Genomic DNA, 23674 nt, shown 5'->3' on the forward strand with positions numbered 1-23674 from the left:
AAAGGCCCGGGAACCACAGGGCGCAGCAATGAGAACGGGACGAGGCCAATGAGCGAAGACAGATCGCGGCAGAGACTGGGTCGGGGGCTCGCCTCGCTGATCGGAGCGGGCGCTGCCGGCGCGTCGCGACCGGTTCCAGGCTTCGAGACCCAGCCGGCCGCACCGACGATCCAGCCGGAGCGGACGGTCCCCGTCGATCGCATCACGCCCAATCCGCACAATCCCCGTCGCTCCTTCCGCGAGGACGAGCTCGCCGAACTCTCGGCCTCAATTCGCCAGCACGGCGTCGTCCAGCCGCTTCTGGTCCGGCCGCTGCCAAGCGATGCCACGCGTTTCGAGCTGGTCGCCGGCGAAAGACGGCTGCGCGCGGCGCTTCTGGCCGGGCTTGCCGAAGTGCCGGTGGTGCTTCGCGAGATCAACGACCGGCAGTCGCTCGAGATCGCCATCATCGAGAACGTCCAGCGGTCCGATCTCAACGCCATCGAGGAAGCGCTCGGCTATCAGGCGCTGATCGACGAGCACGGCTACACCCAGGCCGATCTCGCCGAGATCCTGGCCAAGAGCCGCAGCCACGTCGCCAATACGCTGCGGCTTCTGAAGCTGCCCGCGGAGGTTCGCTCCATGGTTGAGGACGGCAGCCTGTCGGCCGGCGCGGCGCGCACAGTGGTCACCGCCGAAGATCCGGTCGGCCTCGCCCGCCGCATCGTCGGCGAGAACCTTTCGGTGCGCGAGGCCGAAGCGCTGGCCCGCGATCCGGCCGCCGAGGAACCGGCAGCGCCCAAGCCCCGTGGACGCGGCCGACAGCCTGCCGAGGTTGCGGACGAGCCGAAAAGCGAGGCGCTGCTTGCCCATGAGCGCCGACTGCGCGAGGCGACAGGCCATGACGTCTCGATCACGCTCTCAGGCGGGCGCCCGGCCGTCACTATCCATCTCGACCGGGAAAGCGATCTGGACGATCTCGTCGAGCGCCTCGAAGCCGGCAGCCCAGGCCATGCGAAGGCTTTCGGCGGGCCGCGGCTGCGGTCGCTGTAGGGCGCAAAGAACGGCATCCCGACGGGGCCCGGGCCCGCTCTCCGCGCCCTCCCCTCCCCGCATGCGTCCCTGTTCCTCCCTCCTCCGGCCGGCCCGGCCCGGCCCGGCCTCAGGACATGTAGTCCTCGTCCGAGACATGCTCCAGCCAGTCGACCGGGCTGCCATTCTCGCGCTCCTGAATGGCGATGTGGCTCATGCCCGTCGTCGCCGTCGCCCCATGCCAGTGGCGCTCGCCGGGCGCGAACCAGACGATGTCGCCCGGACAGATCGTCTCTTTTGGCCCACCCTCCTTCTGCACCCAGCCGCAGCCGTCGGTGACGATCAGCGTCTGGCCGAGCGGATGGGTGTGCCACGCGGTTCTCGCGCCAGGCTCGAAGGTGACCTTGGCGGCTGCGACGCGCGCGGGCTCGGCCGGGCTGATCACCGGATCGATCCGCACGCGCCCGCTGAAATACTCGGCCGGCCCTTCGCTGGAAGGCGTTTCGCCGCTGCGTTTGATATCCATCCTATCGTCCTCACTGCTCTGCGCCGTTTCAGCGCTCTCGTCACGAGAAGATAAGGCAGGTTGCCGGCGCGGCAGCGCCCATCTCGGCCCGTCGGCAGAAATCACGGCCCGCAGGCGCTGGCGGAAGCATCGATCTTTCGGCCAATCGCCCGGAACGACGAAGCAAAAGCCGATAGAATAAGCCGGCTTATCGTTATGCCGCAGGAGCCAAATTTGCGTCTTTCACCCGCCCTCTGCAAACCCAGTGGCCTCGCCATGCCGCTGGCTTCCATGCTGCGGGCGAGAGCCCCATCTTTGATGGCAAACCCACGCCTTTCCGACCCAGTGCCCGGGCCCTATTGGACGCCATAGGAAACGACAGTCTCGTCGAACGGCGCATATCGAGGGCCCGGCTTTCAGAAATCGGACATTCGCCTTCATCGCGCTCGTCATGCTCGGGCCCCGTCCCGGGCATCCAGTGCGCCACTGGAGCTTCTCTTTTATCGAAGATTTCTGGATTCTCGGGACGGGGCCCGAGAATGACGACGCGTTGAACGAAGCGCCTTCTCGATCAAGTCGGGGTCGGCCCTCGAGCATCGTGCCGTGCACATCGATTGGAGGCAGAAGGGACGCTCGACCTGTCTTAATCTACGCATCATGCTTTTCGAAAAGCGATTCCGATTTTCGGGCCGATGCTGTAGGCCGCGACCACTCGCGAAAGGCCGAAGGCTGGCATCGGGAGCCCCATGCGTTTTGGTCCGAACCATTCCGATCAGACCGCAATGCAGCGCCTGAACCGACGCGCGACGCAGCAGCAAGGAGACGACCGACCGCCCATGACCCAGCCAAGCGAAATGCCCGAATGCCTCCGCCTGACCGCCGGGGACTTGCGCCTCAGCCTCGCTCCGGGCGTCGGTGGCGCGATCACCGGCCTCACCCGCCGCAATGTTCCGATCTTGCGCGAGACGCCGCCAGAGGCCCTCCTGGAGCGCCGGGCGGGCCTTTGCAGCTCCTATGCGATGATCCCTTACTCCAACCGCATCGCCGATGCGAAATTTTCCTTCGGCGGCGAACGCTTCCAGCTCGCCAGGAATTTCGGCGACAATCCCCACAGCCTCCACGGCAATGGCTGGCAGCGCGAATGGACGGTGGTTTCGGCCGCTTCCGAAACCGCCGTCCTCTGCCTCGATCACGACCCCGGCGAGAGCCCGCAGCGGCAGGCCGAATGGCCCTTCGCCTATCGGGCGACGCAACGGTTTGTGCTGGAACCCAGCGTGCTCACCATCACCCTTACCCTGGAGAACCGGGACACGCGTCCTATGCCGGCCGGTTTCGGCCTTCACCCCTATTTCGATCGGGCCGGCGCATCGTTGCGCTACGAGGCCGGCACCGTCTGGCAGAGCGACGCCCGGCTTCTGCCGACTGTCAGGAGCCCGGTCCCCGCCGGCTGGGACGCGACCAAGTCGCGCGCGGTCGATGGCATGACCGATGTCGACCACTGCTTCGAGGACTGGAACGGCCCCGCCGAAATCGCCTATCCCGGGCGGGACGAGGGTCAGGGTATCGGCATTCGCATCATCGCCGACGACCTGTTCTCGAAGCTCGTGATCTTCCGGGCCGACGCGCGCGATTTCTTCGCCGTCGAGCCGGTCAGCCACATGGTCGATGCCGTGAACCGGATGGACGTCGAGGATCACGGCCTTCACGTCCTTTCGCCCGGCGAAAGGCTCGAAGGCACGGTGCGCTTCGAGATCACCGAGGGGCGGTAATCGGGAAGTCCGCCCGCTTTCCCGCCTCGAACGGCAAGCTTGGAGCGCCCCCGCGTCCTGTTGGACGCCACAGTGCGCGACGCGATGCTCGAGCGCCGGCCGCGATCTGATCGAGAAGGCGCACAGATCGACGCTTCGTCATTTTCGGCCCCCGTCCCGAGAATGACGAAACGGTCGACATAACAGAAGCTTAATCGGCGCACTGGATGCCCGGGACCGGGCCCGAGCATGACGAGCGCGTTGAAGGCGAACGCCCGATCTCTGATTGCCGGGCCCTCGGGATGCGCCGTCCGACACACTGTCGTCCCCTGTCATCGAACACAGAGAGGACGCCCCGACCGTCTGAACCGACGCATCGCGCTTTTGAGACGATCGATTCCGGTTTTCGGGCCGATGCTGTCGCCCTACCGGCGCCCCCGCGCCTTCAGCCGCGCCGCCTCGACGGCCGAATCCATCAGCGTGCGATGGGTGATCGTCAGCGAAAGGGCCGCGTCCTTGCGGCTCATCAGGATGTCCGCCTCGATCGCCTGCAGCCGCGCATCGATGGCCGAAAGCGTCCAGGCCGAAAGCGCCGTCTCCATCGCCGGGCGGCGGCGGAAATGCGGGCGCCGGCGTTCGACGGCCCGCGAGACCGGTTCGCCGCGCCTCTCGACGCCCTCCCGCAGCGCCTGGAGCTGCTGAAAATAGCGCAGCAGAGCCTGATGCAGCTGGAACGTCGGCGTGCCTGAGGTGGTCAGCCGGTCGATCAGATGCGGCAGCCGCCTGACTTCGCCCGAGACCGCGGCGTCGATCGCCTCGTCGAGAGTGTCGGCGGACACGTCGCCAACGACCGCCGCGACATCGTCCTCGGTGACGGTCGGGGCGCCGAGGGCGTAAAGGCAGAGCTTGGCGACCTCACCGCGCGAGGCGATCCGGTCGGCGCCGAGGCGCGCCTTCAGCGCGTCGCGGGCCTCGCGGTCCATCGACAGGCCGGCCGCGGAGAGCTCCTCGTCGATCATCTGGTCGAGCGCCCGGCCTTCGTCCTGATAGCAGGGCAGGGCCATGGCATGGCGGCCGCGCTCGGCATTGGCGCGCAGGGCGGCGCTTTTCTTGAGGTCTCCGGCCTCGATGATGATCAGCGTGTCCGCGAGCCGCTCGCCCGCGAGCGCCCCGACCGCCTCGGCCAGCTGCCGACCGGCGCCGGCGCCACGGACCCGCACGAGCCGCTTGCCGCCCAGAAGCGACAGGGTCCTGGCCTCGTCGAACAGGCGGCCGATATCCTTCTCCAGCTCGTCGGCCGAAAGCGTGACCGCCGAGAACGGATCGGAGGGATCGACGCCGAAGGCCTTTGCGAGCTTGGCCGAGCGCTCTGAGACGAGGCCGGCGTCAGGCCCGTAGAACAGGGCAAGGCTATAGGCGAAGTCCGGCCGGGTGAGAAAGGCTTCGACTTCGCCGGCTTTCTTCTGGGCCATGGGTCTTCTCTCGTGAGAGATTGCTCTGCGTCGCGGTCGGGTGACCCGCGTGTCGTCGCTCCTCGACGAAGCGGCGAGACACACTTTCTCCCGAACCCGCGGCGCCTCGCACCGAGGCGCATGGCCGAGCCAGGCGCTCGCCCGCAGCCTCACCCCCCGCTGCGGGACAGGGCCGAGGCGATCGCGAGTTCCAGCTGGCCGGCCAGCTGCCTGCTCGCTTCGCTGCGGGCGTTCTTCAACGCGCGCTGGCTGGCATAAAGCTGGATCGTCTGGTCGTAGGGCACGGTCGCCGAGCGCTCGCCGGAGGTGATCACGGCGTTGTCCGAAAGGCGAACCAGCTGGTACTTCGCCGTCTCGATGTAGATCACCGAACGCGATACGCCTTCGCTCTGAATGATCGAGCCACGCGCCTTGCCCGTCACCTGGAGCCGCAGCTCGTAGAGCGGGTCGGCGACCGGCTTGCCGCGGTTGAGGCGGAACAGGAGTTCGTTGCGCACCAGCTGGTCGGTGCGGGTGTCGGCCTCGGTGATGGCGATGCGTCCGGCATAGGGCAGGCGCGCGGCGGCACTGCCGATATCCGTGCCCCCGACGCCGTTCGTCCCGTAAAGCGGGCCGGCCGTGCAGCCGGCGAGAAGCGCCGCGACGACGCCTGCAAGCAGCGCCGGGGCGCGGGCAGGGTGGCGATGCCAGCCCCGATCCGGCGCGCTCACGATGCGGCCGGGCCCGGCGCGATCAGACGACGACATTGACGATTCTCCCCGGCACCACGACCAGGCGTTTGGGCGCCTGGCCGGCCAGTGCCTCGCGCACGAAATCGAGCGCGAGCACGGCCTGTTCGATGTCAGCTTTGCCGGCGTCGGCGGGCACGGTCAAGTCGCCACGCTTCTTGCCGTTGATCTGGATCGGCAGTGTGACCTGATCGTCGACGAGAAGCGACCGGTCGATCTGCGGCCAGGGCGCGGAGGCGGCGAGCCCCGGCTCGCCCAGCACCTCCCAAAGCGCTTCGGCCAGATGCGGCATCATCGGCGCGACGATGCGCGCGAGCATCGACAGCGCCTCGCGGGCGGCTGCCGTAGCGCCGCCATTGCCGGCCTCCATCCTGCCGAAGGACGCCGACAGCTGGTTGACCAGCTCGTGGACGCGGGCGATCGCCTTGTTGAAGGCGAGGCGCTCGATGTCGTCGGACACGCCCGCGACCGTCCGGTGGACCGCCTTGCGGATATTCAGCGAGAGATCGTCACTGCCGGGGGTGGCCCTGGCGCCCGCTGCCGGAAGCTTCGGCGCGGCGTCGACGAACAGCCGCCACAGCCGCTGGACGAAGCGGTGGGCGCCCTCGACGCCGGCCTCCGACCAGATCACGTCGCGGTCCGGCGGCGAGTCCGACAGGACGAACCAGCGGGCCGTGTCGGCGCCGTAGGAGGCGATGATGTCGTCCGGATCGACGACGTTCTTCTTCGACTTCGACATCTTCTCGATGCCGCCGATCTCGATCGGGGCGTTGGTGGAGATCCTTGTCGCGACCCGCTTGCCCTCGGTCTCGGAGAAGCGGACATCCACCGGCGGCACCCATTCGCGGCGGTCGCGATAGGTCTCGTGAACGACCATGCCTTGGGTGAAGAGGCCCTTGAAGGGCTCGTCGAGATCGAGATGACCGCATTCGCGCATCGCCCGCACGAAGAAGCGCGAGTAAAGGAGATGCAGGATCGCATGCTCGATGCCGCCGATATACTGGTCCACCGGCAGCCAGGCATTGGCCGCCTGCGGGTCAGTCGGCTCGTCGGCGCGGGGCGCGGTGAAGCGGGCGAAATACCACGAAGAGTCCACGAAGGTGTCCATCGTGTCTGTTTCACGTGAAGCATCGCCGCCGCATTGCGGGCAGGTGGCCTTGCGCCAGGTCGGGTGCCGGTCGAGCGGATTGCCGGGTTTGTCGAAATCGATGTCCTCGGGCAGGACGATCGGCAGGTTCTCGCGCTTCTCCGGCACGACGCCGCAGCTCTCGCAGTGGAGAACCGGGATCGGGCAGCCCCAGTAGCGCTGGCGCGAAATGCCCCAGTCGCGCAGGCGGTAGTTCACCTTGCGGCTCGCCTGGGGAGCGCCGAAAAGCTGGGTGGCCTCGAGCCTTTCGGCGACGGCCTCGAAGGCCTCGTCCGGCGTCTTGCCGTCGAGAAAGGCCGAATTGTAGATGACGCCGTCGTCCACATAGGCCTTGTCGGCGACCGAAAAGGCGACCGGATCCTCGTGCGGCGGCAAGACGACGGGGCGCACGGGCAGGCCGTATTTGCGGGCGAAGTCGAGGTCGCGCTGGTCATGGGCCGGACAGCCGAAGACGGCGCCCGTGCCGTATTCCATCAGGACGAAATTGGCGACATAGACGGGCACCCGCCAGCTCTCGTCGAGCGGATGCACCGCCTCGATGCCGGTCGCAACGCCCTTCTTCTCGGCGGTCTCGATCGCCGCGGCGGTGGTGCCGGTCTTGCGGGTCTCGGCGATGAAGGCGGCGAGCGCCGGGTTGCTCTCGGCGGCCTTGGCGGCGAGCGGATGATCGGGCGCAACCGCGATGAAGGACGCGCCATAGAGGGTGTCCGGCCGGGTGGTGAAGACGGTGACGTCGTCGATGCCCGCGGGCGCCGTGTCCTTCGCCAGGGCCCAGCGCAGCATCAGCCCTTCCGACTTGCCGATCCAGTTCTTCTGCATCAGCCGGACCTTTTCCGGCCATTCCGGCAGCCGGTCGAGCGCCGTCGACAGATCCTCGGCGAAATCGGTGATCTTGAAGAACCACTGGGTCAGCTCGCGGCTCTCGACCTCGGCGCCCGAGCGCCAGCCCTTGCCGTCGATCACCTGCTCGTTGGCGAGAACGGTCATGTCGACCGGATCCCAGTTCACCTTCGACTTCTTGCGATAGGCGAGGCCCTTGGCGAGCAGGTCGAGGAACAGCATCTGCTGGCGGTGGTAGTAGTCGACGTCGCAGGTGGCGAACTCGCGCGACCAGTCGAGCGAAAGGCCCATCGATTTCAGCTGCTTGCGCATCGTGTCGATGTTCTCGTAGGTCCATTTCGCCGGATGGACCTTGTTCTGCATCGCGGCGTTTTCCGCCGGCATGCCGAAGGCGTCCCAGCCCATCGGATGCAGGACGTTGAAGCCCTTCGCCCGCTTGTAGCGCGCCACGACGTCGCCCAGCGCATAGTTGCGCACATGGCCCATATGAATGCGGCCCGACGGGTAGGGGAACATCTCGAGGACGTAGTATTTCTCGCCCGCAGCGTCGGTCTGCGTCTCGAAGAGTTTCGCCTCCGCCCAGGCCTTCTGCCATTTCGGCTCGGCGGTGCGGGGATTGTAGCGTTCGGTGGTCATGTCGGGCATCTCGTCGAAAATGTCGGCGCAGAACGGCTCGGGCGTTCCGTCAGAAAACTGAAGCAAGGGGTTATCCGCGCGCGGCGCAAAGCGCAACGCCGGCCTTCCCAAGCGGTGTCACGAACGGCATAAATCGGATCATGTGGGCAGAAGCAGCGGGCGCCGAGGCCAGCCGGCGCCGCCGCGGAGGATGAGCCACCGCGGCCCTGGCAAGGGCTTTGCCTTCATTCGGAGTGACAACGATGTGGATGATTCCACTGACGGTCACGCTTAGAGTGAAACGGACCCGGAGCGGCTGGCTGGTCGAACTCCGGGTCCAGATCATCACCTGAGCGACGGGTGCTGAGGTTTCTGCCTCAGTACCCACTCCGGCAAGATAATCCGGAAATCTTTCCGCATCAAGAAAGCGCGACAACACTCATGACAGACCACCTCACCGGCTACGACGACGTCCGCGAACGCATCGCCAAGGCTGCCGCCGGTGTCGGCCGCACCGCCGACGCCGTCACGCTCGTCGCCGTCTCCAAAACCCATGGCGAGGACGCGATCCTGCCGGTCATCGAGGCCGGCCAGCGGGTGTTCGGCGAGAACAAGGTGCAGGAGAGCCAAGCCAAGTGGCCGAGCCTGAAGGAGCGCTTCCCGGACATCGAGTTGCGGCTGATCGGGCCGCTGCAGTCCAACAAGACGGCGGATGCGGTGGCGCTGTTCGACGTGATCGAGAGCGTCGACCGGGAGAAGATCGCCCGGGAAATCGCCAAAGAGATCAACAAGCAGGGCAGGGCACCCCGGCTCTACGTTCAGGTCAATACCGGCGAGGAGCCTCAGAAGGCCGGTATCCTGCCGGCCGAGGCGGTGGCCTTCGTCGCCCGCTGCCGCAAGGAGCATGGGCTCGCCATCGAGGGCCTGATGTGCATTCCGCCGGCCGACGAAAATCCCGGCCCGCATTTCGCGCTTTTGAAGAAGTTAGCCGGCGAAACAGGCATCGAGAACCTATCGATGGGCATGTCCGGCGACTTCGAGACAGCCGTCGAGATGGGCGCAACCTCGGTGCGGGTCGGCTCGGCGATCTTCGGGGCGCGCGATTACGGCTAGGGTCTGCGGCGCTTCGCTTTTTGCGACGAAGCCCCGCAGCTGAGGTCTCCATCCCGCAGGCCGCGGACCATGTGGAATGCGGTCTCTCACCTGCAAAGCTTCCGAAGGGGCAGGGCGGCGTTCGAATTGATCTGCAATCCTTAGTTTATTGGAATCGTCCCAACGCCAAATGTAAGACATTGGCCAGTCTGGATTCGTTCCAGCCAAGGGCCGCTCCGGGGGGAAGCGGTTCGTCTTCTGTCCGAGCTTGAAGCGCCGGGCGGTCTGACGGCCCGTCCGCCATTCCGCCGGCGGGAGAATCCACCATGAATCGCCGCACATTCTTGACCACGACGGCCGTCGGGCTGGTCGCGCTCGCCTCCGGCGTGGCGCAGGCCCGCAGCATTTCCGGGGCCGTTCCCTGGGAAGCCTTCGCCGGCGAACCACCGACGCCGGTGACGCCCGGCGGCTGGCATTTCTTCCAGCCGCGCGAGGTGGTGCTGATGGAGGCGATCGTCGATCGGCTGATTCCCGCCGACGATCTTTCGCCATCGGGCCGCGACTGCGGCTGCGTCGTCTATGTCGACCGGCAGCTCGCCGGCTCCTTCGGCGAAGCGGCCCGGCTCTACATGAAAGGGCCGTTCCTGCCCGGCCTGCCCACCCAGGGCTATCAGAATTCGCTCACCCCCGCCGGCCGCTACCGCGCCGGCCTCGCCGCCTTCGACAAGGCGGTGAGCGACACCTTCGGCGGGCGCTTCGAGACGCTGAGCCCGGGAAAGCAGGATCAGGCGCTTTCCGAGCTTGAAACCGGCAAGCTCAAGCTTTCCGGCAAGGTCGACGGCAAGGGGTTCTTCGCGCTCGTTCTCGAAAACACCATGGAAGGCTTCTTCGCCGACCCCGTCCATGGCGGCAATCGCGACATGGCCTCGTGGAAGATGATCGGCTTTCCTGGCGCGCGGTACGACTATCGCGACTGGGTCGATCAGCACGACAAGCCCTATCCGCGGGGGCCCGTCTCCATCCTCGGCAACATCGTTCAAGCGAAGGCGGGCTGACCCATGACCACCATCCTTCCGAAAAAAGACGTCGTCATCATCGGGCTCGGCTGGACCGGCTCGATCCTCGCCAACGAGCTGGCGGATGAAGGCCTCGACATCGTCGCCCTCGAGCGCGGCCCCTGGCGCGACACGGCCACCGACTTCAACATCGCCTACATGCAGGACGAGCTGCGCTACGCGATCCGCAAGGATCTCTTCCTGCATGCCAGCGAAGAAGCCATGACCATGCGCAACAACACGTCGGAAACGGCGCTGCCCATGCGCGACTACGGCTCCTTCCTGCCCGGACGCGGCGTCGGCGGCGCCGGCGTCCACTGGAACGGCCACACCTGGCGCTTCTACGACAGCGACTTCGAGCTCAAGAGCCATCTCACCGAGCGCTACGGCGCCGATCGCCTCGCCGATCTGACGATCGAGGATTGGGGCGTCACCGGCCGCGAGCTCGAACATTCCTACGATCGCTTCGAGCAGCTGGCGGGCATTTCCGGCAAGGCCGGCAATATCGACGGCAGGATCGAGGAGGGCGGCAATCCGTTCGAATCGCCGCGCAAGCGGGATTATCCGCTGCCGCCGAACCGCATGCCCTACGGCCCGGCGCTGTTTGCCGACGCGGCGAAATCGGCGGGCTTCCATCCCTTTCCGACGCCGGCGGCGAACCTGTCGCAGAACTACGTCAACCCGCTCGGCGTCGCCATGGGCCAGTGCTCCTATTGCGGCTTCTGCGAGCGCTTCGCCTGCGCCAACTATTCGAAATCCTCACCCCAGACCTGCGTCCTGCCGGTCTTGATGCGCAAGCCCAATTTCGAGCTGCGCTCGAACTCCGACGTGCGCAAGATCGAGCTGGCCAAGGACGGCAAGACGGCGCGCGGCGTCACCTATGTCGACACGTCGGGCCGCGAGTTCTTCCAGCCGGCCGATCTCGTCCTCGTCTGCGCCTATGCGCTGCACAACGTCCGCCTGATGCTCCTGTCGGGCATCGGGCAGCCCTATGACCCGGCGACGGGAGAAGGCACGACCGGCCGCAACTACTGCTACCAGACCAATGCCGGGGTGACGGTCTTCTTCGACGACAAGAATTTCAATCCCTTCATCGCCGGCGGCGCGATCGGCCAGACCGCCGACGATTTCAACGGCGATTCCTTCGATCATTCCGCCCTCGATTTCGTCGGTGGCGGCGGCATCAACTGCATCCCGACCAGCGGCCGGCCGATCCAGCACCGGCCGGTGCCGAAGGGCACGCCGAAATGGGGCTCGGCCTGGAAGAAGGCGACGAAAGAGGCCTATCAGTCGACGCTTTCCTTCGGCGTCCAGGGCTCGAGCTACGCCGCGCGCGGCAACTACCTCTCCCTCGACCCGACCTACAAGGACCGTTACGGCGTGCCGCTTCTCAGGATGACCTTCGACTTCCCCGACAACGACATCCGCATGTCGCATTATCTGTCGGACCGGGCCCTGGAGATCGCCAAGGCGATGGGCGGCCGCGAGATCGCCGAGGCCCGCCGCGACAAGAGCTGGAACTCGGTGCCCTATCAGAGCACCCACAATACCGGCGGCGCGATCATGGGCTCGGATCCGACGAAGAGCGCGCTGAACAAGTATCTGCAGAGCTGGGACGTCGCCAACGTCTTCGTCATCGGCGCCTCGGCCTTCCCGCAGAATGCCGGCAAGAACCCGACGGGCACCGTCGGCGCGCTCGCCTACTGGGCCGCCGACGCCATCCGCAACCAGTATCTGCGCAATCCGGGCAAAGGGCTCGTCGGCTGATGAAAACGCTTCTGTCTCTCGCGCTGGCCACGAGCGCGCTGGCGAGCCCGGCCACGGCCGCCGACCTCCAGTCCTTCCAGGTCGAGAAGGGCCATTATCAGGCGATCCTCGGCGATTGTGCCGCCTGCCACTCCAAGGCCGGCGGCAAGCTTTACTCCGGCGGCGAGCCGCTGGAAACGCCCTTCGGCACGCTGGTGCCGCCGAACATCACGCCGGACCGCGAGACCGGCATCGGCGCCTGGACCAAGGCGGATTTCCGCAATACCATGAAGAACGGCGTCGGCAAGGACGGCAAGCACCTCTACCCGGCGATGCCCTATCCCAGCTATCATCTGATGCCCGACGAGGACGTCGACGATCTCTGGGCCTATCTCCAGACGGTCGAGCCGGTGCACCATGCGGTGGAGGCCAACCAGCTGCCATTTCCGTTCAACCAGCGGATCGTGATGCGGGGCTGGAACTGGCTGAATTTCGAGCCCGAGCCCTTCCAGCCGGATGAAAAGCAATCGGCTGAATGGAACCGGGGCGCCTATCTCGTCCAGGGTCCGGGGCACTGCGGCACCTGCCACACGCCGAAATCGGCGCTGGGCGCCGACGAGAGCGACGCCGCGCTTCAGGGCGCGACGCTGCAGGGCTGGTACGCGCCGAACATCACCGGGCAAAAGCGCATCGGCATCGGCGACTGGTCCAAGAATCAGATCGTGGCCTATCTCAAGACCGGCTCGAACGGCCACGCCATCGCCGCCGGTCCGATGGTCGAGGCCATTCAGGATTCGACCTCGCAGATGAAGGACGACGACCTCCAGGCGATCGCCACCTATCTCCTGTCGGTGAAGGCTGACGACGAGGACGGCGGCGGCGAGCAGCCGAAACCGCTGGCATCCGACGATAGTCAGATGAAGGCGGGCGCCGAGATCTACCGGACCAGCTGCGCGGCCTGTCACGGCATGGACGGCAAGGGCGCCGAGCATCTGTTCCCGGCGCTCGCCGGCAGTGCAGCGGTGCAGCAGGACGACGTCTCGACCCTGATCCACGTCATCCTCGCCGGCGCGAAGGGGCCCTATACCAAGGACCGGCCGACGGCGCCGGCCATGCCCTCCTTCGCCTTCCATCTGAGCGATGAGCAGGTGGCCGACGTCGCCACCTATATCCGCAACGACTGGGGCAATGCCGCCCCGGCGGTATCCGCCGATGCGGTCGGAGATGCGCGCGGCGCGGATTGAGGTCCTGGCGTTCCTTGCGGCGCCGACCTCCGGTCGGCTCAGGGGGCACTGATCCCCGCCTTCGCGGCGATTGACGGTGTCCGATCGGATCGGTCGGACACCGCAGGAGACCAGCCGGAAACGCCCTGAGCGAGAGGCGAGCCGGTGGTCAGTCGAGCCGGTCGGGCGCGGCTCCCGGCTCGACGACGGCGCTCGTGACGGCCGCCGCCCGCCGCCTTCGGCGCCAGTACCAGAGACCGGCTGCGACCAGCGACACGACCATCACCGCATCGGCGACGTGAAACGCCATGTGGAGGGCCGGGCTGTCGCCCCAGTGCTGGCCGAGGAGCTTGCCCAGCCAGGCAAGGCCGAGGCACCAGATGAAGGAGCCGGCGAAGGTGTAGGCGTGAAACTTCAGCTGGTTCATGTGGGCCATGCCGGCGGGCAGGGCGATGAAGGTACGCACCACCGGCAGCATGCGGGAAAAGAACGTCGCCGAGGCGCCGTAGCGGGCAAAGAACCGCTCTGCCATGCCAAGCTCGTCGATGCCGAACATGGAGCGCCGGGTCATCCGCCCGATCAACTTTCGCCCGCCTCGCGCGCCGACGGCATAGGCGACCCATGAGCCCAGATTGGAGCCGAGGGCCCCGGCAAGCGCGACTTCCCAAAGCTCGAACCGCCCGGTCGAGACGAGATAGCCCGCAAAGGGCATGACGATCTCGGAGGGGATCGGCAGGCAGGCCGATTCGAGCGCCATCAACAGGACGATCCCGGGAAGACCGAGCGCCGAGATGATGTCGAGGAGCCAGGACGAGATGGTGGCGAGGATCGAGGACATGAGGTGTTCCGCGGAGACGACAATGTCCCGCTAACGCATCGGCCTGAAAATCGGGATCGATTTTCGGAAAGCACGATGCGGTGATTCAGTGCATTAGAGCGTTCTTTGTGCGTTCATTCTGACGCGCGACATTCTCGTCGAACGGCGCATATCGAGTGCCTGACACTCCGAGATCAGGCGTCCGCTTTTATCGCGCTCGTCATGCTCGGGCTCCGTCCCGAGCATCCAGTGCACCGGTTAAGCTTCTGTTGTGTCGAACGTTTCTGGATTCTCGGGACGGGGCCCGAGAATGACGAAGCGTCGAATGCTGCGCCTTATCGATCAAGTCGTGGCCGGCCCTCGAGGATCGTGTCGTGCAGTGTGGCGTCCATTCGGACACGCACGGCGCCCTAACGCATGGACATGCCGAAGGATAGCACCCGCCACCATACGATTTGGTATAGTTTTGCGGGTGATCCAACCGGATCGATGCCGCCGCGCTCGTCAGGCGGGCGCAGGCCCGCAGCGCCCCGCTCAGCGCCGTCAGCCTCGGGCTCGGGCTCGTCCCGAGGTGGCGGATTTGGGTCTTTCCGCCACCGCCAGCCTGGCGTGGCAGGTTTCCCGGCCGCTTCGCCGGTCCCTCACTTCACCAGGTGTAGCGCAGGGTTCCGCGCACCGTGCGGCCGTCATTGTAATAGGCGGTGTCGTTCCACGTATCGACCTGCGTCACATAGCGCTTGTCGAAGATGTTGGTGGCGTTCACCTGGAAGGTCGCGTTGTCGGTGATCTTGTAGGTCAGCGCCGCGTCGAAGAGGGTGCGGGCGTCGAGATCGATGGTGTTGGCGTTGTCGGCATAGGTCTCGCCGACATAGCGAACGCCGGCGCCGAGCGTCAGGTCGCCGATCGCGCCCTCGCCGGGGATGGTGTAGTCGGCCCAGAGCGAGGCGATGTGGTTCGGCACCATCTGCGGGCGCTTGCCGACATTGCCGTCGAGCCCGTCCTCCAGGATCTCCGCGTCCCAGTAGGAATAGCCGGCGGTGAGGTTCATCCGGTCGGTCATCGCCACCTTGGCTTCCAGCTCGGCGCCGCGCACCCGAATTTCGCCGACCTGGGCCTGGGTCGTCGCGGTGACGTAATAGGCGACGTTGGTCTGGGTGAGATCGAAGAGGGCGAGGGTGAAGAGCGCGTCGAAGGCGTCGGGCCGGTACTTCGCGCCGACCTCGTATTGCGTGCCTTCCTTCGGCTTGGCGTCGCCGCCGACGAGGGTCGAGGGATCGAGGCCCAGAGGCTCGAAGCTTTCCGAATAGTTGGCGTAGAGCGAGACTTCCGGCGTGGCTTTGTAAGTCAGCCCGAAGCGCTTGGTGAAGGCTTCGTCGGTGCTCTCGTAGGCGCTGTCGTAGTCAGGCATGGCGTTGTCGGTCTCGACATGGTCGAAACGGCCGCCGGCGGTGAAGATCCAGGTGTCGTCGAGGGTCAGCTCTTCCTGCAGATAGACGCCCGTCGCCTTCTGGTCGTTGTTCCAGGTGTAACCGGGCGGCAGGGTGATGCAGGCGAGGCCGCAATAGTCCGGATCGTAGACGTCGATGCCCGTGGCCGAGCCGTAGACGCGGTATTCCGTCGTCTTGTCGCGGGTATAGTCGACGCCGAGAAGCGTGCGGCTGTCAAAGCGGCCGAAGCTCGCATCGTATTGAAGCTGGTTGTCGATCGCAAAGCGCTTGGTGTGGCCGTAGACCGCCCAGGCGCTGCGATCGATCGAGGAGTCGATGCGGGCGCCATAGACGGACTCATAGGTGAGATCGAGGTCGGAATAGCGGGCGTTCTGGCGAAATTCGAGGCCGTTGCCGAAGTCGTGGCGGAAGATCCAGCCGATGTTCTTCTCTTCGGTGTTCATCTTGTCGAAGTCGGGCTCGCCCAGATAGGTGTCTGGATCGAGGCCCGAGCCGAGCGGGATGCCGTGCGAGGTATTGCCCTTGCGCTTGTTGTAGTCGCCGAGGATCGTCAGCGAGGTGGATGCGTCCGGCGACCAGGTGAGGGCGGGAGCGATGTAGAGCCGGTCGTCATTGGTGTGGTCGGCGCCGTTGTCGCCGTTCTGCCATTTGGCGGTGATGCGGTAGGACCAGTCGCCGGTGGCCGTCAGCGGACCGCCGACGTCGGTGCCGGTCTCGATATGGCCGTCGCCGAAGGTGGTGTAGACCTCCCCGAAGGCAGTATCGGTCGGCCGCTTGGTGATGGCATTGACGAGTCCGCCCGGCGAATTCAGCCCGAACAGCGTCGAGGTCGAGCCCTTCAGCACCTCGATGCGCTGCATGCCGTAGGGCTCGAGCCGCGCGCCGGTATAGCCGAAGAGCCTGAGCGGCAGGCCGTCGCGATAGGTGCCGGTGTTCGACTGGTAGAAGCCGCGGATGAGATAGAAGTCGTAGCGATCGTCGGTGCCGTAGATCTCGGTCGAGACGCCGGCGGTGTAGGAGAGAGCCTCGTCGAGGGTCTCGACGCCGCGATCCTTCATCTCCTTTTCGGTGACGACGGAGACGGCTGCGGGGACGTCCAGCACTGGCGTGTCGGTCTTGGAGCCGACGGCGGTGTCTTTCGCGACGATGGAAGCGTCGGGGCCGATCGGCTTGCCGGTCTCGGCGTCGATGGTGACAGTGTCGAGGACGATCGTCGCGTCGGCGGCGGTCTCCTGGGCGAAGCCAGATGGCGGAAGAACCAGGGCGAGCGCCGTCGTGCAGACGAGCATGGCTGGAAGCTGCCGGCCATTCATGCGCTTCCTCCGGCTCGAGGCGTCGACGCTGAGCGCCTCGCGGGTGTGGAACGGATGAATCTCGTTGCGGCTACGCCTCTCGTCAGCTTCCATGATCTCGTTCCAGCATGTGTCGTTGCCGGCAGCCGCAAGCCGAGCTCGCGCGGCCGGATGGATGTCGTGATGGGAGCGGAACCGAAGGGCAAAGGCCCTCGTGGCGGTCGCCGGACCGCCGATACCGCCCGCTCGCAGCGCTCATCCGATAACTTGATCGTGATTGTCCAGTATTGAAGGATCCCGGCGTTTTGTAGGATTTCGGCACCATCGCCGTCGCCCGGCCAGTGGCTGTTGCGCTTCTGCAACGCCGCCCATTGTCGCGGGGCGGGGCCGTTCGGACCGGCATCAGCCCTTCCATGGTTTGACTGGCCGCTTGACAGCGGTCGAGAACATGACAATAGCAATCATGTTTTCACCGATCGCGCCGCGTCCGTGGCGTCGTGGGCGGCCGACCGTCCTCGAAGCGGCGGCGCGGCGAAAGCGCCGCGGCCTGTCTTCACCGCACGGCCGGTTCGCGATCTGATCCAGTCACCCCCAAGGCCGGCGGCTTGCGACGTTGAGCTTCAAACATTCCATGGTGAGCCGGACCGAGGGCATCAGAGCGACCGAGCCGGTGAAATGGCGCAGCCTCGATGGCTGCGCCGGCGTCTACTGGGTCGCGGAGGGCCAGCCGCGGGCGCGGGGCTACTACGTCTCCCCCGATCCGCGGATCGTCGTCTTTTTCAACGAGGTGTCCGCACAAATCCGCATGTGCGACCGCGAGGACGACCTGCCCCAGCGCTATCGTCCGATGCAGCGGGCGATCTACGTTCCCGCCGGCATGCCGCTTTGGACGGACTTTGCGGCGATGCACCGCTTCTCGCATCTCGACCTTCACGTTCATCGCGACCGGATGCTGCGGTTTCTCGCGCCATCGCTGGGGCATTCCGCCGCCAAGGCGGCCCTTCGCCGCCCGGCGGAAATCGCCGACATCGGACCCATCGAGACACTGGCCGGGCTGATCGTCGCGGAACTCAGCGTGCCGAGCCGTCACGCGGTCTATTGCGAAAGCCTCGTCGGCAGCCTCGCCGCCGCCCTTCTCGACATCCCGGCCGGCGGCGACGACACGGCGAGGGGCGGGGCACTGACCCCCAATCAGATGAACACGCTGACGGCGCGGCTGGACGAGACGAGCGCTCGCCGCCTCACCGTCGCGGAGATGGCGGCGGCGGTCGGCCTTTCGGAGACGCGCTTTGCGGCGTCCTTCAAGCACACGACGGGCCAGACACCGCTCCAGTGGCAACTCGCCCAGCGCATCGCCCGCGCCAAGGACCTCCTTTTGACGAGCGATCTGACGGTCGCCGGCGTCGCCTCGCAGCTCGGCTTCGCCGATCAGGCCCATCTGACCCGGACGTTTCGCCAGATCGCCGGCGAGACACCCGCGGCCTGGTGCGAGATCAACCGGGCCTTGCGTCGGAAAAGATAGCCGGCCCGCCGGCAGCCCGGTCGCCGACCGGCGCCGCGTCTCAGCCCCACCGGTTTTGCGTCGTGACCATGCTCTTTCTGCCTGTCGCGACAGAGCGCCGATGCCATATGGCTCACCGGAAAGGGCAATCGGAGCGGGGAGACAGGGTGAAGGACCGGATCGAGGAACAGCTGACCACCAAGGCGACGATCGTCACCGCCGTCGTTCTCGCCATGACGGCGACGCTGGCGCTGGTCTGGGCGGCGTCTGGCGCGCTTCTTTTGATCTTCGGCGGGCTTCTCTTCGCCGCGATCATCGCGGCGCTCGCCCGTCCGCTGCAATGGGCCGGAATTTCGCGCGGCCTCGCCTTCGCCATCGTCGTGACCTTGCTCTTCGTCCTTCTCGGCGGCGGCCTGTTCTATGGCGGGCTGACGCTGGTCAGCCAGTTCAACGAGCTGTGGCACCAGCTGCGCGAACAGCTTCAGTCGCTGGCGCAGGCCATGGCCGACATCGGCATCAAATCCGACAGCGCCTCAAACACCCAGGCCGGCGGCGATGTCGGGCTCGATGCGCTGTTTCCGAACCCGTCGGGGGTCTTCTCCTCGGCCTCCAAGGCGATGTTTTCGGTGCTCGGCGCCCTCGGCAACGTCTTCGTCATCGTCTTCATCGCGATCTTTCTGGTCGCCCAGCCCGAACTCTATCTGCGCGGTCTCGTCAGCCTGTTTCCGATGTCGAAGCGCTCACGGGTCGACCACACCATCTGCGCCGCGAGCGAGGAGCTGATCCTCTGGGTGGCCGGAACCGGCATCTCCATGGCGATCGTCTTCGTCGTGACCTTCGCCGGGCTCTGGCTGGTCGGCATGCCGAACGCCTTTCTGCTGGCGCTGCAGGCCGGGCTCCTGGCCTTCATTCCGACCCTCGGGCCCTTCATCGCCGGCATTCCGATCGTGCTCGTCGGCCTGTCGGAATCGGTGAACATGGCGTTATGGGGGCTCGGCGTCTACGTTCTCGTCCAGGCCGTCGAGAGCAATGTCGCCCAGCCGCTCGCCCAGCGCTATACCTCGGCCCTGCCGCCGGTCCTGACGCTCGGGGCACAGGCGGTGTTCGGCGTCCTGTTCGGCACACTCGGCATCGCGCTGGCCGTGCCGCTGATCGCCGTGATCATGGTCTTCGTGCGCGAGCTCTATGTGAACGACACGCTGGGCGGGCCCTATGAAACCGAACCGGTCGGCGAATAGGCAGATTGCCCCTTCTTGCGTCTTGCCAGCGCGGGCGTGCCCCCCCTAAACCCGCGTCCTGCCAAGACAGGAAAGACACCATGAAAACCTTCGCCGCCGCCGGTCTCGTGACCATCTCGCTCGCAAGTTCCGCTTTCGCCCAAACATCGCAAGAGCCCTTCGCCCCGAAGGTCGTGGTCGTGACGATGTTCAAGCACGAGGCCGCCAACTGGCTGAAGAACGAGACGCTCGACGAGACCACCGCCATCCCGGGCCTGTCGAAGGAGTTTCCTGATCTCGCCTGCAGCAGCGAAGGGCTTTGCCTCGTCACCACGAGCATGGGCTATGCCAATGCGGCAAGCTCGATCGCGGCGCTGATCTATTCCGACAAGCTCGACCTGTCGAAGACCTATTTCCTGATCGCCGGGATCGCCGGGGTGGATCCGGCCGACGGCACCACCGGCTCTGCCCATTGGGCGCGTTATGCCGTCGATGGGGGGCTGCAATGGGAGATCGACGCACGTGAACTGCCGAAGGACTGGAAAACTGGCCTGTTCGGCTTCTTCACGAAAGCACCGGGCGAAAAGCCGAGCTCGACCTATGGCACCGAGGTCTATCATCTCAACGAGGCACTGACCGACAAGGCCTTCGCCCTGTCGAAGGATGTCGAGCTCGCCGACGATGACACCGCCAAAGCCTACCGCGCCAACTACGCCGCAGCACCCGCCACGGATGCCCCGATCGTCTCGATCTGCGACACGGTTTCGGGCGACACCTGGTGGCATGGCAAGTCGTTCAGCGATGCCATGAACGACTGGGCGAAGCTCCTGACTGACGGCAAGGCGAACTACTGCACCACCCAGCAGGAGGACAACGCCACTTTGGCTGCCTTCTCCCGCGGCGCCGAAATGGGGCGGATCGACATGGACCGCATCGCCATCCTACGTACCGCCTCGAATTTCGACCAGCCCTATGAGGGCCAGACGCCCGACGCCTCGCTCAACGCGAAGTCCGGCGGCTTCACGATCGCGCTCGACAACGCCTACCGCGTCGGCTCGAAGCTCACCGATGCCATCGTCGGCAACTGGGACGACTGGAAGAACGGCGTGCCGGCAAACTAAGGGTGACAGAGTGGAGCGCCTTCGGCGGGCGCTTCCACGACCTCATGCGACGCCGCGGGTTTCCTCTGCGGTCGATCGCCATCAGGCATGATCGTCACCGACGGAGCATGCAGGCCAGACCTCATCCTTCAGCCTTGCCACGGAGGATGAGGGATCGTCGTGACCGGCCCTCCAGTTTCCCTCCGACGGCAGGTTCTGCTTCTTCAATGAGAGCTGACGGCTTCAATGCGTCTCTCGCGTGGCATGACTCCGCTGACGACGGCCGATTTTCCGGTCTCGCCCATGAAGCCAACGTCGAGCGACTACCGCCAACCGACACCACCCCACGCAACGAAGGCGCAAGCGGGGCGTTTCCGGAACAGCCGGATCGCGATCCGAATACTTTGAAGCCGAAGGACATCCGCCATGGGCCTTGCCGCCGCCGCCAATCCGATTCCCGCCCTCGTCGCCGCGCTGATTGCGTTGGGTTTCGGCTTTTTATGGCACCGGATCTTCGAAAGGCGCTGGATGACCGCGCCGGGCTACGAGGGCAAGCCGGCCCTCAAGCTCGCGCCGCTGGTCATTGTGTTTCTGGCCTATTTCATCATCGCCTCGATGCTGGCGGGCCTCACCGCCCATATCGGCGGGATCACGCTCGTCAATGCGCTGACCAATGCGCTTCTGGTCTGGGCGGGCTTCGTGCTCGCCGCCATGGTCGTCGATCATTCCTTCGAGGCGCGGCCGCGCAAGCTGACGTTGATCAATGGCGGGCACTGGCTCGGCGCCTTCGTGATCATGGCCGTGGTGATCGGGGTGATGGGATGACGGCGGCCGTTCGGGGCGTCGCCGCGCGAGGCGGCGGCAAGGCGAAAGTCTAACCAAGGGAAAGCTGGACCTTCACCGGCCCTTCGCCCTAAGTTCTTCTGGATGAGACCGCCGGAAGGCGGCGCAAACGCATGACCCGGGAGGAAGGCATGACGACGATCACCGTCAAGGACGAATGGAAACAGCGCGCAAAGCTCGACGCCGAGACCTACCAGACGTGGTATGACAGAAGCGTTTCCGACCCGGACGGCTTCTGGGGCGAACACGGCAAGCGGATCGACTGGATCAAGCCCTATTCGACGGTGAAGAACACCTCCTACGCGCCCGGCAATATCGACATCCGCTGGTTCGAGGACGGCACGCTCAATGTCTGCGCCAACTGTATCGACCGGCATCTGGAGAGCCGCGGCGACCAGGTGGCGATCCTCTGGGAAGGCGACGACCCGAAGGAGTCCAAGGCGATCACCTTCAAGGAGCTCCACGAGGAAGTCAGCCGCATGGCGAACGTCCTCAAGGAGCGCGGCGTCAAGAAGGGCGACCGCGTCACGCTCTATATGCCGATGATTCCCGAGGCGGCCTATGCCATGCTCGCCTCGGCGCGGATCGGCGCCGTCCACTCCGTTGTCTTCGGCGGCTTTTCGCCGGACGCCCTCGCCGGGCGGCTGGAGGGCGCCTCGTCATCGGTGCTGATCACCGCCGACGAGGGCCTGCGCGGCGGCAAGACCGTGCCGCTCAAGAAGAATGCCGACAAGGCCTGCGAGATCGCCAAGAAGGCCGGGCAGGAGGTGACGACCGTCCTCGTCGTCAAGCGCACCGGCGGCGACGTTCCGTGGAGCGAGGGCCGCGACGTCTGGTGGCACGAGGCGCGGGAGAGCGTTTCCGCCGATTGCCCGCCCGAGGAGATGAAAGCCGAAGACCCGCTGTTCATCCTCTATACGTCGGGATCGACCGGGAAGCCGAAGGGCGTCGTCCACACCTCGGGCGGCTATCTCGTCTATGCCTCGATGACCCACGAATATGTCTTCGACTACCATGACGGCGACATCTACTGGTGCACCGCCGATGTCGGCTGGGTGACCGGCCACAGCTACATCGTCTACGGTCCGCTCGCCAACGGCGCGACGACGCTGATGTTCGAGGGCGTGCCGAACTATCCCGACGCCGGCCGGATGTGGGAGGTGGTCGACAAGCACAAGGTCAACATCTTCTACACCGCGCCGACGGCGATCCGCGCCTTGATGGGCGCCGGCAAGGAGAAGGTGACGCGGGCTTCACGTGAAACACTCAAAATTCTCGGCACGGTCGGCGAGCCGATCAACCCCGAAGCCTGGAACTGGTATTACAAGGTGGTCGGCGACGAGCGCTGCCCGATCGTCGACACCTGGTGGCAGACCGAGACCGGCGGCATCCTGATCACGCCCTTGCCCGGCGCGACGGATCTGAAGCCCGGCTCGGCCACCCGGCCGTTCTTCGGCGTCAAGCCGCAGCTCGTCGACAATGAGGGCAACGTCCAGGAGGGGGCGACCGAGGGCAATCTGTGCATCACCGATTCCTGGCCCGGCCAGATGCGCACGGTCTATCAGGATCACGAGCGCTTCGAGCAGACCTATTTCTCGACCTACAAGAACAAGTACTTCACCGGCGACGGGGCGAAGCGCGATGAGGACGGCTACTGGTGGATCACAGGCCGCGTCGACGACGTCATCAACGTCTCCGGCCACCGCATGGGCACGGCCGAAGTGGAATCGGCGCTCGTCGCCCACGACAAGGTCTCGGAAGCGGCCGTCGTCGGCTATCCGCACGACATGAAGGGGCAGGGCATCTACTGCTATGTCACCCTGATGGAGGGCGAGGAGGGCTCGGACGAGCTGCGCAAGGAACTGGTCTCCCATGTCCGCAACGAGATCGGCCCGATCGCTTCGCCGGACAAGATCCAGTTCGCCCCGAGCCTGCCCAAGACCCGCTCGGGCAAGATCATGCGGCGTATTCTGAGGAAGATCGCCGAGGACGATTTCGGCTCGCTCGGCGATACCTCGACCCTGGCCGATCCGGGCGTCGTCGACGATCTGATCGACAACCGGCAGAACAAGAAGGGGTAAGGCGTCGCTGATAGTTACGGGGATAAGTCGTGGAGAATCGGCTATTTATCCACAGAAAAAAGTGGCTTGTGGCAAATTTTCGAGTCATTCCGAGTCGTTAAGGGGATGTTCTCCCAACTTTACCGGTGCCGCGTTGTGCTGTAGAGCATAGGTGTCAAGAAAGGCCCCGCCGAAGCGGGGCCAATTGCAATGG

General features: G+C 65.7%; 17 protein-coding genes. 11 read left to right on the top strand and 6 right to left on the bottom strand.

Translation table 11 applies throughout. From position 1 onward, the window contains the following. Positions 1-48 precede the first annotated feature (48 nt). Positions 49-1032 carry a ParB/RepB/Spo0J family partition protein gene (locus J6595_RS12730; RefSeq protein ID WP_209594935.1) on the top strand — a complete coding sequence of 328 codons (984 nt, stop codon included), beginning with the start codon at positions 49-51 and terminating at the stop codon, positions 1030-1032. 109 nt (positions 1033-1141) lie between these two features. Here J6595_RS12730 and J6595_RS12735 read toward each other — a convergent pair whose 3' ends face one another. Then, positions 1142-1537 carry a (R)-mandelonitrile lyase gene (locus J6595_RS12735; RefSeq protein WP_209594936.1) on the bottom strand — a complete coding sequence of 132 codons (396 nt, stop codon included), beginning with the start codon at positions 1535-1537 and terminating at the stop codon, positions 1142-1144. A gap of 815 nt (positions 1538-2352) precedes the next feature. Here J6595_RS12735 and J6595_RS12740 point away from each other — a divergent pair. Then, positions 2353-3285 carry an aldose 1-epimerase gene (locus tag J6595_RS12740; RefSeq protein WP_209594937.1) on the top strand — a complete coding sequence of 311 codons (933 nt, stop codon included), beginning with the start codon at positions 2353-2355 and terminating at the stop codon, positions 3283-3285. Between the two features lie 404 nt (positions 3286-3689). Here the strand turns inward: J6595_RS12740 and holA are convergent, their stop codons facing one another. The 3 genes from holA to leuS form a co-directional block, all read right to left on the bottom strand. Next, positions 3690-4736, bottom strand: coding sequence for a DNA polymerase III subunit delta (holA, locus tag J6595_RS12745; RefSeq protein WP_209594938.1), 1047 nt, complete (start codon positions 4734-4736; stop codon positions 3690-3692). 149 nt (positions 4737-4885) lie between these two features. Beyond that, positions 4886-5482, bottom strand: coding sequence for a hypothetical protein (locus tag J6595_RS12750; protein WP_209594939.1), 597 nt, complete (start codon positions 5480-5482; stop codon positions 4886-4888). After that, complete coding sequence (gene leuS, locus J6595_RS12755; RefSeq protein ID WP_209594995.1) at positions 5469-8087, bottom strand: leucine--tRNA ligase; 2619 nt, start codon at positions 8085-8087, stop codon at positions 5469-5471. The genes J6595_RS12750 and leuS overlap by 14 nt, the downstream gene beginning before the upstream one ends. Before the next feature lie 420 nt (positions 8088-8507). Between leuS and J6595_RS12760 the strand changes: the two genes are divergently transcribed. The 4 genes from J6595_RS12760 to J6595_RS12775 all read left to right on the top strand — a co-directional run bounded on the left by J6595_RS12760 (position 8508) and on the right by J6595_RS12775 (position 13203). Then, positions 8508-9179 (top strand): YggS family pyridoxal phosphate-dependent enzyme, encoded by a 672-nt coding sequence (locus tag J6595_RS12760; protein ID WP_209594940.1) that lies wholly within the window; start codon positions 8508-8510, stop codon positions 9177-9179. A 305-nt stretch (positions 9180-9484) separates the two neighbouring features. Next, positions 9485-10213, top strand: a complete 729-nt coding sequence (locus tag J6595_RS12765; protein WP_209594941.1) for a gluconate 2-dehydrogenase subunit 3 family protein — start codon at positions 9485-9487, stop codon at positions 10211-10213. A gap of 3 nt (positions 10214-10216) precedes the next feature. Next, positions 10217-11980: a GMC family oxidoreductase gene (locus tag J6595_RS12770; protein ID WP_209594942.1), complete on the top strand. Its 1764-nt coding sequence runs from the start codon at positions 10217-10219 to the stop codon at positions 11978-11980. Beyond that, the gene (locus tag J6595_RS12775; protein WP_209594943.1) at positions 11980-13203 is read left to right on the top strand and encodes a cytochrome c; all 1224 of its coding nucleotides are present in this window, start codon (positions 11980-11982) and stop codon (positions 13201-13203) included. Before J6595_RS12770 ends, J6595_RS12775 begins: the two co-directional genes overlap by 1 nt. Positions 13204-13351: 148 nt before the next feature. On the opposite strand, the gene J6595_RS12780 is transcribed toward J6595_RS12775, so the two are convergent. Next, a complete protein-coding gene (locus J6595_RS12780; protein ID WP_209594944.1) occupies positions 13352-14020 on the bottom strand; it encodes a DedA family protein in 669 nt (222 codons plus the stop codon). 625 nt (positions 14021-14645) lie between these two features. Further along, positions 14646-16853, bottom strand: coding sequence for a TonB-dependent siderophore receptor (locus J6595_RS12785; protein WP_245198266.1), 2208 nt, complete (start codon positions 16851-16853; stop codon positions 14646-14648). A gap of 499 nt (positions 16854-17352) precedes the next feature. Between J6595_RS12785 and J6595_RS12790 the strand changes: the two genes are divergently transcribed. The 5 genes from J6595_RS12790 to acs all read left to right on the top strand — a co-directional run bounded on the left by J6595_RS12790 (position 17353) and on the right by acs (position 23481). Next, positions 17353-18261, top strand: coding sequence for a helix-turn-helix domain-containing protein (locus J6595_RS12790; protein WP_209594945.1), 909 nt, complete (start codon positions 17353-17355; stop codon positions 18259-18261). A gap of 107 nt (positions 18262-18368) precedes the next feature. Beyond that, on the top strand, positions 18369-19478 hold the full coding sequence (locus tag J6595_RS12795) for an AI-2E family transporter (protein ID WP_209594946.1): 1110 nt from the start codon (positions 18369-18371) through the stop codon (positions 19476-19478). Positions 19479-19558: 80 nt separating this feature from the next. Next, complete coding sequence (locus J6595_RS12800) at positions 19559-20578, top strand: purine-nucleoside phosphorylase (RefSeq protein WP_209594947.1); 1020 nt, start codon at positions 19559-19561, stop codon at positions 20576-20578. A gap of 405 nt (positions 20579-20983) precedes the next feature. Beyond that, on the top strand, positions 20984-21382 hold the full coding sequence (locus tag J6595_RS12805) for a DUF1761 domain-containing protein (protein ID WP_209594948.1): 399 nt from the start codon (positions 20984-20986) through the stop codon (positions 21380-21382). Positions 21383-21531: 149 nt separating this feature from the next. Next, positions 21532-23481, top strand: coding sequence for an acetate--CoA ligase (gene acs / locus J6595_RS12810; RefSeq protein ID WP_209594949.1), 1950 nt, complete (start codon positions 21532-21534; stop codon positions 23479-23481). The last annotated feature ends 193 nt before the right edge of the window (positions 23482-23674 follow it).

The sequence above is a fragment of the Jiella mangrovi genome (assembly GCF_017815135.1).
Taxonomy (GTDB): Bacteria; Pseudomonadota; Alphaproteobacteria; order Rhizobiales; family Rhizobiaceae; genus Jiella; species Jiella mangrovi.